This is a genomic window from Kitasatospora sp. NPDC004723 (assembly GCF_040609255.1).
GTDB lineage: Bacteria > Actinomycetota > Actinomycetes > Streptomycetales > Streptomycetaceae > Kitasatospora.
In genome coordinates this window covers 47712-59668 of record NZ_JBEXJT010000053.1, presented here as the reverse complement: position 1 = coordinate 59668, position 11957 = coordinate 47712, and the positions used below count along the sequence as shown (strand labels likewise).

General features: G+C 75.1%; 14 protein-coding genes and 1 pseudogene. 9 read left to right on the top strand and 6 right to left on the bottom strand.

Going from position 1 to position 11957, the window contains the following annotated elements; genetic code table 11:
- Positions 1-282, top strand: a pseudogene (locus ABZW10_RS33440) (hypothetical protein); the annotation flags it as partial.
- A gap of 134 nt (positions 283-416) precedes the next feature.
- Here the strand turns inward: ABZW10_RS33440 and ABZW10_RS33435 are convergent.
- A complete protein-coding gene (locus tag ABZW10_RS33435) occupies positions 417-1412 on the bottom strand; it encodes a serine hydrolase domain-containing protein (protein ID WP_355373676.1) in 996 nt (331 codons plus the stop codon).
- Positions 1413-1642: 230 nt separating this feature from the next.
- Positions 1643-2620: an RNA polymerase sigma factor SigJ gene (gene sigJ / locus ABZW10_RS33430; RefSeq protein WP_355373673.1), complete on the bottom strand. Its 978-nt coding sequence runs from the start codon at positions 2618-2620 to the stop codon at positions 1643-1645.
- A gap of 109 nt (positions 2621-2729) precedes the next feature.
- Here sigJ and ABZW10_RS33425 point away from each other — a divergent pair, with 109 nt between their 5' ends.
- On the top strand, positions 2730-3125 hold the full coding sequence (locus ABZW10_RS33425; RefSeq protein ID WP_355373671.1) for a hypothetical protein: 396 nt from the start codon (positions 2730-2732) through the stop codon (positions 3123-3125).
- 56 nt (positions 3126-3181) lie between these two features.
- On the opposite strand, the gene ABZW10_RS33420 is transcribed toward ABZW10_RS33425, so the two are convergent.
- Positions 3182-4018 (bottom strand): SDR family oxidoreductase, encoded by an 837-nt coding sequence (locus ABZW10_RS33420; RefSeq protein WP_355373668.1) that lies wholly within the window; start codon positions 4016-4018, stop codon positions 3182-3184.
- Between the two features lie 130 nt (positions 4019-4148).
- Between ABZW10_RS33420 and ABZW10_RS33415 the strand changes: the two genes are divergently transcribed.
- Positions 4149-4820 (top strand): helix-turn-helix domain-containing protein, encoded by a 672-nt coding sequence (locus tag ABZW10_RS33415; RefSeq protein WP_355373665.1) that lies wholly within the window; start codon positions 4149-4151, stop codon positions 4818-4820.
- Here the strand turns inward: ABZW10_RS33415 and ABZW10_RS33410 are convergent.
- The 3 genes from ABZW10_RS33410 to ABZW10_RS33400 form a co-directional block, all read right to left on the bottom strand.
- The gene (locus ABZW10_RS33410; protein WP_355373662.1) at positions 4817-5656 is read right to left on the bottom strand and encodes an arylamine N-acetyltransferase; all 840 of its coding nucleotides are present in this window, start codon (positions 5654-5656) and stop codon (positions 4817-4819) included. The two genes, ABZW10_RS33415 and ABZW10_RS33410, sit on opposite strands and share 4 nt — an antisense overlap.
- Before the next feature lie 133 nt (positions 5657-5789).
- Positions 5790-6005: a hypothetical protein gene (locus tag ABZW10_RS33405; protein ID WP_355373659.1), complete on the bottom strand. Its 216-nt coding sequence runs from the start codon at positions 6003-6005 to the stop codon at positions 5790-5792.
- Entirely contained in the window at positions 6002-6652 is a 651-nt protein-coding gene (locus ABZW10_RS33400; protein ID WP_355373656.1) for a TetR/AcrR family transcriptional regulator, read from the bottom strand. The genes ABZW10_RS33405 and ABZW10_RS33400 overlap by 4 nt, the downstream gene beginning before the upstream one ends.
- A gap of 93 nt (positions 6653-6745) precedes the next feature.
- Here ABZW10_RS33400 and ABZW10_RS33395 point away from each other — a divergent pair, with 93 nt between their 5' ends.
- The 6 genes from ABZW10_RS33395 (at position 6746) to ABZW10_RS33370 (ending at position 11807) form a co-directional block, all read left to right on the top strand.
- Entirely contained in the window at positions 6746-7267 is a 522-nt protein-coding gene (locus ABZW10_RS33395; RefSeq protein ID WP_355373653.1) for a DUF1453 domain-containing protein, read from the top strand.
- A 181-nt stretch (positions 7268-7448) separates the two neighbouring features.
- Complete coding sequence (locus ABZW10_RS33390) at positions 7449-7994, top strand: hypothetical protein (protein ID WP_355373650.1); 546 nt, start codon at positions 7449-7451, stop codon at positions 7992-7994.
- Between the two features lie 88 nt (positions 7995-8082).
- Positions 8083-8757, top strand: a complete 675-nt coding sequence (locus ABZW10_RS33385; RefSeq protein WP_355373647.1) for a class F sortase — start codon at positions 8083-8085, stop codon at positions 8755-8757.
- A 118-nt stretch (positions 8758-8875) separates the two neighbouring features.
- Positions 8876-9805 (top strand): hypothetical protein, encoded by a 930-nt coding sequence (locus ABZW10_RS33380; protein ID WP_355373645.1) that lies wholly within the window; start codon positions 8876-8878, stop codon positions 9803-9805.
- Positions 9802-10566, top strand: coding sequence for a two-component system response regulator CseB (cseB, locus tag ABZW10_RS33375; protein WP_355373642.1), 765 nt, complete (start codon positions 9802-9804; stop codon positions 10564-10566). Before ABZW10_RS33380 ends, cseB begins: the two co-directional genes overlap by 4 nt.
- Entirely contained in the window at positions 10563-11807 is a 1245-nt protein-coding gene (locus ABZW10_RS33370) for a HAMP domain-containing sensor histidine kinase (protein WP_355373639.1), read from the top strand. The genes cseB and ABZW10_RS33370 overlap by 4 nt, the downstream gene beginning before the upstream one ends.
- Positions 11808-11957 lie beyond the last annotated feature (150 nt).

Sequence of the window (11957 nt, the reverse complement as noted above, 5' to 3'; positions counted from 1 at the left end):
CTCCCCCTGCGCCACATCCTCGCCACCGACTACGTCGACGCCCAACTCCTCCCCGAGGGCATCAACTTCGTCTACTGGGGCGGCCACCTCACCCCTGCCCAGGAAACGATCGTCGCCCGCCACCGACCCCCCGCCACCATCACCGCCGTCCACTGGCTCCACCCCCACCAACTCCCCGACGCCATGGCCCCCGACCAGCACCGCCGCACCACCCAAGCCCTCACCGCCCTCACCAACGGCACCCACCTCCCCTTCCTCCTCCGCGGCACCCCCGCCGAATAGCCGACCCGCAACCCCCGGGGCCGGAACCACACGGTTCCGGGCCCCGGGAACGCTCCGTCGCTATGTGTTCCCGGAGTGGGAAGTCGTGCCCGCCGACTTCCCACTCCGGGGCGCTGCTCAGGTCGCGGCGCGGCTCAGCGGCAGAACTCGGCCTCGCCGAGGCCGCGTTCGTTCTCGACCCAGTCGGCGTTGGTGTTGAACGCCGCCGCATGGCGCCCGTCGCGCGTCGTGAGCGCGATGGTCGAGGAGCCGTGGATGCCGCCCGTGTGGCCCCAGACGGTCACCCCGCAGGAGAGCTTGACGCTGCCGATGCCCAGTCCGGGACCCCCGGCGGCCGGGACCATCTCGTCCAGCTCGGCCTGCGGCAGCAACTGTCCGCGCATCAGGGCGGAGTAGAAGCGCGTCAGGTCGGCGGTCGTGGAGATCATCTCCCCGGCCGATCCGCCCCACGACGGGTTGAGCTCGGTGGCCTCCAGTGGCGTCGGCGAGCCGCCGAACAGCTTGGAGTAGCCGAGCGCGTGCGGCTTCGGAAGCCCGACGGCGGTGCCGGGCAGGGTCGTCGCGGAGAGGCCCAGCGGCCGGATGATCCGCTTCTCGATCTCCTCGGCGTACGGGCGGCCGGTCACTTTGCCGATGATCATCCCGGCCAGGACGAAGTTGGTGTTGGAGTACGAGCGGGTCGTTCCCGGTGCGAACAGCGGGGGGTGGGAGACCGCCGTCCGGACCAGGTCCTCGGGCCGGTAGGTGTCGAAGCGGTGGACCAGGAAGTCCGGACTGGCCAGCCGCTGGATCATCGTCGGATCCTCGTCGTAGGAGAACAGCCCGCTGGTGTGCGCCAGGAGCTGCCGGACCGTGATCCTCGACCCGTCGTTCCCGTTGCCCCGCACCACGCCCGGCAGCCACTTCTCCACCGTGTCGTCCAGGGAGAGCCGCCCTTCGGCCCGGAGTTGGAGCACCACGGTGGCGGTGAACGTCTTCGTCACGCTGCCGATCCTGAACCGCTCCCGGGGCGACCGGGGCTGCCCGGTCGCGGTGTCGGCCACTCCGACGGCCGCCGACCAGCTGCGGTCGCCCTCCCGGACGCCGGCTATCGTGCCGGGCAGGCCCTCGGTCCGTATGAGCTCCGCCATCGCCGCCCGCGTCGCGGCGTGTGGGCCGTCACCGTGTCCTCCGTCGGCGCCGGCCGCACTGGCCGCCGTCACCGTTCCCGCTGTCATCGCGGCGGCCACCGCCACCGCGCCGAAGCCGCGCCGAAGCGCCCCCTGCCGAGCCATACCGACCTCCATAGGTCCGAATCGCCCGTCCCCCGTGATGGGATCAACGCCCCTTCGCCCCACGCTGGTTCCCGACTGGCGTCGCATCACGCCACGTCGCCGGCCGCCGTCCAGCGGGTCAGCTTCGCCGGGTTGCGGACCGCCCAGATGCGGGTGATCCGGCCGTCGACGACGTCGAGGGCGGCCACCGTCGCGGTGACGCCGTCGCGCTGGGCGACCAGGCCGGGCAGGCCGTTGACGGTGCGCTCCAGGAGGGTCAGCCCCGGCGCCATCGCGGCCATCAGGACCAGGTACTGCGCGATGCGCGGGCCGCCCTCGACCGGCCGGACCACGGCGCTGACCAGACCGCCGCCGTCGGCGACCAGGGTGGCGGCGGGGTCCAGGAGGCCGACCAGCGCCTCGATGTCCTGGGACTCCCAGGCCTTGCGGAACTTCCGCACCACCTCCGCCTGCCGGTCCTGCCCGGAGGCCGGAGCCTGTGCGGCAGTCGGAGCCTGTGCGGCGGACGGGGCCTGCCCGGGAGACGGGGTCCGTGCGGCGCGGACCCGTCGGCGGGCCGAGGAGGCCAGCTGGCGGCAGGCCGCGGCCGTCCGGTCGAGGATCACGGCGATCTCAGGGAACGGGTACCGGAAGACGTCGTGCAGGACGAACACCACGCGCTCCGCCGGCGTCATCGACTCCAGGACGACGAGGAAGGCCATGCCCACCGACTCGTCCAGGGTGATCCGGTCGGCCGGGTCGGCGGACGCGCCCCCGGCGGCGCCGGGCCACTCGGCGCGGTCGGGCAGCGGCTCGGGCAGCCACTCGCCGACGTAGCGCTCGCGCCGGACCCGCGCCGAGCCGAGCACGTCCAGGCAGATCCGGCTGACCACGGTCGTCAGCCAGGCGCCGGGCACCTCGACCGCCTGCCGCCGCTCCGGCGCCATCGCGTACCAGCGGGCGTAGGCCTCCTGCACGGCGTCCTCGGCCTCGGCCGGTGAGCCGAGCAGCCGGTAGGCGAGGTTGATCAGGTGGCGCCGGCCACCGAGGACCGTGTCCGTGGGCCGTCCGTCCCCGGTGTCCATGCCGGTCCCCCTGCTCGTGCCCGCCCGCCTCACACTTCGCGGGCCCGTTTCGTCGAATCACCGGGACACTATCGATCCACCGCCGCGAGGCAGGAAGAGGGACCGCACCATGGCCATCCCGAGCAACGCCGTCGAGCGCCGCAGCTTCACCTTCCCGCAGGTCGCGCTCGCCCTGCAGACCCTGGCGGTCCTCTTCCAGGCGACCACCGCCGGGCTGCTGCTCTCCACCTCCTACGGCGAGACGCTGCACAGCGTCGGGGCGCGGGTGATGTACGGCGCCTCGATGCTCTACCTGCTGGCCGCGGTCCTGGCGTGGCGGCCCGGCGGCGGTCCGGCCCGGCCGGTCCTGTACGCCACCGGGTTCCTCGTGCTCGCCTCGGCCCAGGTGGTGCTCGGCGTCGCCCACGAGCCTGGGCCGCACGTGCCGCTGGGCGTGCTGATGTTCGGCCTGAGCCTGCTCGACCTGGGCCGGAGCCTGTCCGCCGGCACGCGCCACGGCCGGTGACAGTGACCGGTGGCCGGGCCGGGAGCGCTCCCGGCCCGGCCACCGGTCGGGGCTTCTCAGAAGGTCAGCGCGGTGGGCTGGGCGTCGGGGCGCATCGCGGCGTCGGTGCCGCCGTCCACGAACAGGGTGGCTCCGGTGGTGAAGCGAGCCTCGGGCCGCAGGAACTGGTGCACCCAGAAGGCGATGTCCTCGGGCCGGCCGAAGAGGCCCAGCGGCATGGGGGTGGGGAAGTCGTCGGCGTCCGGCTCCTCGCCCGCTCCGGTGGACCCGAGCATCAGCGGGGTGATCACCGCGCCGGGCGCGATGACGTTGAGCAGCACGCCCTCGCGGGCCCACGCCGGGGTGACGGCCGTCCGGCGCGCCCAGCGGGCCAGGGCGAACTTGGAGGTCGCGTACGCGGAGATGCTCGGCGCACCCCGGGTCGCCCGCGCCGCCTCGGCGGGGAGCGCCGCCAGGGCCGCGCGGGCGTGCTCGCGGGCCGCGTCCTCGTCACCCGAGAGCAGCAGATCGACGAGCTTCTCGTCGATCATCGGGACGGTGGTCGAGGAGTTGGAGCCGATCACCACGGCGCGCCCCGCCGAGGAGCGGGCGAGCGCCGGGCGCAGCCCCTCCAGCAGGTCGACCGGGCCGAAGTAGTTGATGGAGGCCACGGCGGCGGGGTCCTTCATCGCGGGGCCGACGCCGGCCACCGCCGCCACGCCGTCGAGCACTCCGCCGGAGGCCTCCAGGATCCCCTGGACGGCGGCGCGGCGGCCCTCGACGGTGCCGAGGTCGGCGGTGATGTCGGCGTCGCGGAGGTCGACGCCGATGACGGTGTGGCCGGCCTCCCGGAGGACGGCGGCGCTGGCGGCGCCCATTCCCGAAGCGGAGCCGGTGACGGCGTGGATACCCATGGTGCGAGCCTCTCGATCACTGTGCGCGTGGGGGCGCACGGGACTGGCGGCGCGCCCTTCCGGGCGCCTGCCAATCAGGATTCAATCACTGATTGGATAGTAACTCGGGTTCCTGTGGTGCAATGGCGGCATGCCGGATGGAACAGCTCAGGATCAGAACCCGACCCCGGACGCCGCCCCGGCCCCGGACGCCGCCCCGACCCGGGACCGGCTGCTCGCGGCTGCCGAGCGGCTCTTCCTCCGGCGCGGTGTGGGCCAGGTCTCGGTCCGCGCGATCAACGCGGAGGCCGGCCTCAACCCGGGCGCGGTGCACTACCACTTCGGCTCCCGCGAGGGCCTGGTCGCGGCGCTGCTCGGGCGCGAGCTGATGCCGCTCTGGCAGGGGCGGCTGGAGACGGCCACCCTGAACCCCGGGGCGACGGGGCCCGCGCAGGTGCGGACCCTCGTGGCGGCCGTCGCCGCACCGTTCGACGAACTGGTGCAGACCGAGCGCGGCCGGATGCTGTGCCGCCTGCTGGCCCAGACCATGCTCACCGCCGACCGGCCGCTCAGCGGCTCGCCCTGGGCGGGCACCGCCCCGTTCGAGGTCGTCCTCGGCCGGGCCCTGCCCGACCTGACCGTCCGCGAGATCACCGACCGCTGGCGGCTCGCGTTCACCACCCTCCTGGAGGCCTACGGGCGCCCGCTCGCCGCCGAGGTGGACTCCACCGCCGAGCCGTCGTTCCCCGAACTCTCCACCGTGGTCGCGTTCCTGACCGCCGGTCTGACCGCGCCCGGGGCGGAGGGGCGGGCGGCGGGCTAGTGGCCGAGGTGGAGGCCGGGGGGAGGGGTGATGCCGAACTCGGACTCCAGGGCCGCCCGGACCCCCTCCGTGCCGTCGAGCTCCTCCACCGTCACGGTGCCGTCGTTCGCGGTGCGGGTGAGCCTGGTGCCGTCCAGCGACAGGTGTCCGGTGGGAAGCGTCCGCTGTGCGAAGAGGCGGCGGAACGGCGAGCGCGGGTGGGTGGCGACGTACCAGTTGGCGATGTTGATGTCCGGCGCCGGCGCCGGGTCGAGGGTGAACGACACCAGCTCCCGCCACTCGTCGCCGTGCCGGGCCTCCAGCACCCAGACCGGCACGGGGGCGTCCGCCTCCTCCAGCACCAGCCGGTGCCGACGGCCCCGGCCCTCCCGGACCAGGCCGGGGATCATCGGCAGCGGTTCCAGCAGCCCGTCCGCCGACCCGAAGCCGACGTCCGCGAGGTAGTCCGCCCCGGGCACCCCGCCCGTGCCGTCCGTGCCGTCCGCCCCGGGTACCCGGACGACCAGCACCAGGTGGGTGCGCGGCCGTATCTCCCCGGGCCGCGCGTTCACCCGCACCCGGCCGGTGTGCCGGGCGACGCCGTAGCCCAGCTGCTCCAGCACGGCGGCGAACAGCGTGTTCTGTTCGAAGCAGTAGCCGCCGCGCGAGCCCGTGACGATCTTGGCCTCCAGGTCGGCGACGTCCAGCGACGGCACGGTGCCCATCACCACGTCGATGTTCTCGAACGGGACGGCCAGCACGTGCGCGTGCTGCAGCGCCCGCAGCGTGGCCAGGGTGGGCGCCCGCCCGCCGTCCCACCCGACCCGCGCGAAGTACTTGTCGAGGTCGACGCTCATACCACCACCGTACGGACCCGGCGGCGCCCCGGCCTCGGGCTGCGGTTCGGTTCCGCCGTGGACCCTGCGACCTAGGACCCGACCTGGGCGGAGATACCGCCGTGATCCCCGCCCGGCAGCGGGAGCACGGGCGCTAGCCGGCCCGAAGCTCCTCGACGTCGGCGATGACGTCGGAGATGCGCCGGTACAGCCGCTGAGGCCGCTCCGGGTCTTCCCTGCGAATGTCCTTGAACCCGTGCGCCCGGTAGAAGCCGGCGGCGCTGTCGTCGATCGCGTCCACCATGAGCAGCCGTCCCGCCGCCATCTGCGCGGCGTCCGCGACCCGCTCGCTGTCGAGCGAGCCCTTCATCGCGCGTCGTCACCTCGCCGTTCGGCCAGGTCGTGGAGGTGGCGGCGGAGGATCAGCAGGGCGGTGCCGGCGTCGACGCCGTCCGGGTGGAGGACCATGCCGAGGGCGAGGCCGTCCAGGAGGGCTGCCAGCCGTTCGGTTTCCAGGGGGAGGTCGAGGTCGGCGGGGACTCCGCCGGAGCGGCGGGCCTCGTCCAGGACGCGGGCGACGAGGCGGCGGGTCGACTCGTGCAACAGGGCCGCGCCGGGCCGCAGTTCGGGGCGGGTGCGGGCGGCGGTGGTGAAGGCCAGCCAGAGCACCGCCTCCTCGTGGCGGGGCCCGTCCAGCGGGAGCAGCTCGGCCAGCAGGGCCTCGACGGCGGCGCGCCGGTCGAGCGGCGCGGTCGGGTCGGCCGCGGCGGTCGGGTCGAGCAGCCGCTCGGCGTGGCCGCGCACGCGGTCGCCGATGCGCCGGCACAGCTCCTCCATGGCGAAGATCACCACCTCGGCCTGGCCGTCGAAGTAGTGGCGCACCGAGCCGATCGCCAGGCCCGCCTCGTCGGCGATGGTGCGCAGCGAGGCGTGTTCGAGTCCGTCCCTGGCCACGATGCGCAGGACGGCCCGCGCCACGTCCTGGCGGCGGGTCTCGGGGATGACGATCTTGGGCATGTTGTTGTTATAGCACGGTCGAGCTAAATTGAGCCGCCGTAGATTCGGAGACCGGGCGGCAGGCTGCCCGGAAGCGCAAGGGGGGTGCGGGCCGTGAACACCTGGCTGCTCGTGACGATCATCGCCGTGGCCGCCGTGGCCGTCGTCGTCAAGCGGTTGATCGGCGAACCGGTCAACGTCCGCGATCTGTTCGGGCCGCCGGTGGTGCTCGCCGCCCTCGGCGTCTGGTTGCTGCTGGAGGCCGAGGACCTGAACGGCGCCGACGTCGGCTGGGTGGTCGGCGGCTGCCTGATCGGCCTGGGCCTCGGCGCGCTGCGCGGCGGGACGGTCGCGCTGTCCACCCGGAACGGCGTCCTCCACCAGCGCTACACCGGGAGGACCTTCCTCGTGATCGTCGTCGCCTTCCTGGCCTCGGCGCTCTACGGACTGCTCGCCCGCGAGCTCGGCATGCACGAGGACGCCCGCCCGCTCAACCTCTCCATCGGCGTCGGCTTCCTCGGTGAGGCGCTCGTCATCGGCTACCGCGGGCTGCGTGCCGGGGCGCCGTTCGCCCCGGAGAAGCCGGGCCTCCTGGACCGGTACGGCGAGCGGATCGACCGGCTCACCCGCCGCTGAGCGTGCCGTCCCGACGTCGTCCCGACGTCGTCCCGACGTCGTCCCGACGTCGTTACGCAGCCGATGAGCCGCTGTGACACGACCGGCCGGGGACCGCGACACGGGCTTTCTACCGTCGCTCTCGACGCACCGGCCACACCCGGCCGGGACCCGCGTCACCGAGGATGAATGGAGAGTTCGCATGGCCACGCGTACGACCAGGAACCGCGCCGTTCTGCGGATGTCGGCCGTCTGCGCCCTGACCGGCGCCGCGCTGCTGACCGTCGTCACGGGCGGGCAGGCCTGGGCCGACGGCGGCGCCGGTGCCGCCACCCCGACCGCCACCCCGTCCGTCAAGGCCCCGGCCGCGGCGGGCAGCACCGGTGGCGGCGCCCAGCCGGCCCCGGCGCCGCCGACCGTTGCCCCGGCGCCGCCGACCGCCGTCCCGTCGCCGTTCGTCTCCGCGGTGCCGACGGTCTCCCCGGCGCCGAAGGACGCCACGCGCCCGGCCGTCCCGCTGCCGTCGCTCACCCGCGACGCCAACGGCGCGCCCGTGCCGGCCCCCGCCCCGGCCTCCGGCCAGCCGCAGGTCCGTGAGGTGCCCAAGGGCGCCGCCCAGGCCGGTGACGGGTCCACCGCCGGTGACTCCTCCGGCCTGAAGCTGGTCGGTGGCGGCGCGGTCGCCGCCATCGGCGCCGGAGCGCTCGGCTTCGCCGTGCTGCGCCGCCGCTCCGGTGCGCGCGGCTGACGACGGCCACCGGGGCGGGCGTCGCCGCGGGGCGCGAGCCCGGCACGGCGGGCCGCGGCCGGGCGGGCTGAAGCGGAGCGTCTTCGGGGTGGCCGGGCTGCTCTGCCTGGCGCTCGGCGCGACCGTGGCGCTCTCGGACCACCGGGAGCCCCCGGTGGTCCGGGTGGAGACCTCGGCCCGGCAGGGCGCGGGGGACACGCCGTCGACGGGGACCGGGACCGCCGCACCGGCCGCCGCCCCGGCCGCCACGGGTACGGGCACCGGAACCGCCGCGCCGCGCCCGTTCGCGGCCTCGCCGCCGACCCGTCTGCTCGTCCCGGCGGCCGGCGTCGACGCCCCGGTGACCGGCCTCGGCCTGAACGCCGACGGCACCGTCGAGGTGCCGTCCGCCGAGCGGGCCGATGAGGCCGGCTGGTACCGCAACGGTCCGACCCCGGGCGAGACCGGGCCCGCCGTCCTGATCGGGCACTACGACACCGCGCACGGCCCGGCGGTCTTCCGGGGACTGCCGAAGCTGCGGGCGGGGGACCGGATCCAGGTGCGGCGCGAGGACGGCGGCACGGTGGACTTCCGGGTCCGTCAGCTGGTCCAGGCCGCCAAGGACGCGTTCCCCACCGACACGGTGTACGGGAACACGACGGCGCCCGAGCTGCGCCTGATCACCTGTGGAGGCCGGATCGGGTCCGACGGCCACTGGACGGACAACATCATCGTCCTGGCCGACCTGGTCGGTCCGGGCGACCCGGCCGCCTCCGCCGGCTGATCGGGCCCGGGCTACGCTGCCCGGACGGCACCCGCCGGGAAACCGGCGGGTGCCGTCCGGGTGATCTGCCGACCGGACACGAACCGACATCACCGCAGACCAGGAGGGCCACCGGAGGATGAGCACCGCCGTCCGTCGTTCACCCGCTCTCCTCCTCGCCCTGCTCGCCGCCGCGCCGCTCGCCCTGACGGTCGGCTGCGGCGCCCCCGGCGAGCTGCGCGACCACGGCGCCGCCGACGCCGTCGCCCGCCCGCCCGCCCGGATCCCGCTCTGGCCGGGCCAGGCCACCGCCCCGCCGCCGGACCTCGCGGCGGGCCGCACCCCGGAGCCGGCCCCGCAGCCGGTCCCGGACGTGACCGTCCCCGGCCAGGACGTCACCGCGGTGGACGTCCGCACGCTGCTGACCAAGGACCCCGGAGTGAGCCAGGACGAGCGGCGGGCCCTGGACCCCTGCGCCGGCTGCGAGGTCCGCAACGCCGAGTACCGCGACCTGACCGGCGACGGACGGCCCGAGCTGCTGGTCGTCGTCGGTCTCGCCGACACGGACGTGCTGCACGTCTACACCGCGTCCGCCGACCGGCTGCTGCCCGTCCTGCGGGTGCAGCTGCTGAAACGGTTCGGCGCCGAGACGCTCGGCACCGAGCTCTGGCTCTACGAGCCCACCACCATCCGCTCCCGGACCATCCGTCGCTACGGCTGGGACGGCGCGCGGCTGGTCCTGACCGATCAGAAGGTCGAGGGCACCGGGCCGACCGCCGAGCCCGAGCCGACGCCGACCGCCGGCCCCGGGGAGCGGCCGAGCAGCCTCCGCCCGGGCGGAGGCGCCTCGCCCGCGCCCATGCCGAGCCTGCCCGTCGTCCGCCGGCCCGACGGCTCCGACCCGGGATCGGGCGCGGGTGTCCCGACGGCCACGCCCGTGCCCGTGCCCAAGGTGCCGCAGCCCGGCCAGCCCCGTCCGATCGTGCCCACGGTTGGGCCCACCCCGCAGCCGCCCGCCGCGCAGCCGCCCGCCGCGCAGCCGCCCGCCCGCTCGGAGACCACGCCATGAACCCCACGGCGCCCAGCCACCCCCGCATCCTCATCGTCGAGGACGACGAGGTGATCCGGGAGGCCACCCGGATGGCCCTGGAACGCTACGGCTTCCCGGTCTCCACGGCCGCCGACGGGCTGGAGGGGCTGGAGATGTTCCACGCCGAGCGGCCCGACCTGGTGCTGCTCGACGTGATGCTGCCGCTGCTGGACGGGGTCGGCCTCTGCCGGCGGATCCGCGAGGAGAGCCAGCTGCCGATCCTGATGATGTCGGCGCGCACCGATCCGGTCGACGTGGTGTCCGGCCTGGAGGCGGGCGCGGACGACTACGTCGTCAAGCCCTTCGAGAGCGCGGTGCTGGTCGCCCGGATCCGCACCGTGCTGCGCCGCATCCGCGTCGTCCCGGCCGCGCCCGCGCCTTCACCCGCGCCGGAACCGGCCGCGCCGGAACCCACCGCCCCCGAACCCGCCGCCCCCGAACCCCGTACGCCCGTACGCAGCTTCGACGGCCTGGAGGTGGACACCGACTCCATGGAGGTCCGGGTGCACGGCCGGCTCGTCCCGCTCACCCCCACCGAACTGCGCCTGCTCCTGGAGTTCACCGCCGCGCCCGGCATCGTGCTGGAGCGCGCCGTCCTGCTGGAGCGGGTCTGGGACTACGAGTGGGGCGCCGACACCCGTGTGGTCGACGTCCACGTGCAGCGGCTGCGCGCCAAGATCGGCGGCGGACGGATCGAGACCGTCCGCGGCTTCGGCTACAAGCTCCGGCGCTCCGAATGACGCTGCGCCGCCAGATCGCCACCGCCGTCGCCGCCATCTCCGTCCTGGTCGCGGTGGCGGTCGGGCTGCTCGTCCACCAGGCGATGGTCCGTCAGCACGTCGACCAGGCGCGCGGATCCGCGCTCACCGCGCTGGACGCGGCGCTCGGCGCCTACGGCCGCGGCGAGGAGGTGACGGGCGGCGGCCGGCACGCCGCGCTGGACGACCCGGTGCTGCCGACCAGGCTGCGCACCCTCGCGGCCGAGGGGCGGCGCGGGTCGCTGCTCGCGCAGGGGCCGGAGGGCGAGTCGATGTGGGCGGCGGGCGCCACCCGCGACGGCGTGCTCTCCGTCCGGCTCGACTTCACCCAGGACCGCCAGTCGATCGCCGACCTGGACCGGATCATCCTGATCACCGTCACCGCCTCCGTCTTCACCACCGTGCTGGTCGGAGTGCTGGTCGCGGACCGGATCAGCCGGCGGCTGCGGACGGCGGCGACGGCGGCCCGGGGCATCGCCGCCGGGCGCACCGACACCCGGATCGGCGAACTCGTCGACGGCCGGGACGAGGTCGCCGACCTCGCGGCGGCCGTCGACCTCATGTCCCGGGAGCTGCACCGGCGCCTGGAGGACGAGCAGCGGTTCACCGCCGACGTCGCCCACGAGCTGCGCACCCCGCTGACCGGGCTGGTCACCGCCGCCGAACTGCTGCCCCCGGGGCGCCCCACCCAGCTGGTGCAGAACCGGGTGCAGGCGCTGCGCGGGCTGGTCGAGGACCTCCTGGAAGTCTCCCGGCTGGACGCCGATGCCGAACTGCCCGACCTCTCGGCGGTGCCGCTGGAACGCGCGGTGCGCCGCACGGTCGCGCTGACCGGCCTGGACGTCACGGTCGAGGTGGTGGCCGACGCGTCGGTGCGCACCGACCTGCGCCGGCTCGACCGCATCCTCGGCAACCTCCTCCTGAACGCCGACCGCCACGGCGGCGGCACCATCCACCTGTGCGTCGACGGCCACCGCATCACCGTCCGCGACCACGGCCCCGGCTTCCCCGACGAACTCCTGCGCGACGGCCCCCAGCGCTTCCGCACCAGCGTCCGCGAACGCGGCAAGGGCCACGGCCTCGGCCTCACCATCGCCCAGGGCCACACCCGCGTCATCGGCGCCACCCTCACCTTCACCAACCACCCCGCCGGCGGCGCCCTCGCCACCCTCGTCCTCCCACCCGCCGACGCGGACGCCGACGACCCGGCGTCCGCGCTCTGACCCTTCCCTCTGCACGGAGTTCGACGGTGAATCACCCGGTTCGGCAGGGCCGTTCGGGACGGTTCGGGGTTCCTTCGAGGCCCAGCATCCGCGCCAACTCCACCACCACCACCACCACCGTCCGGGTCCGGGTGTCGTGCGACGCCGGCG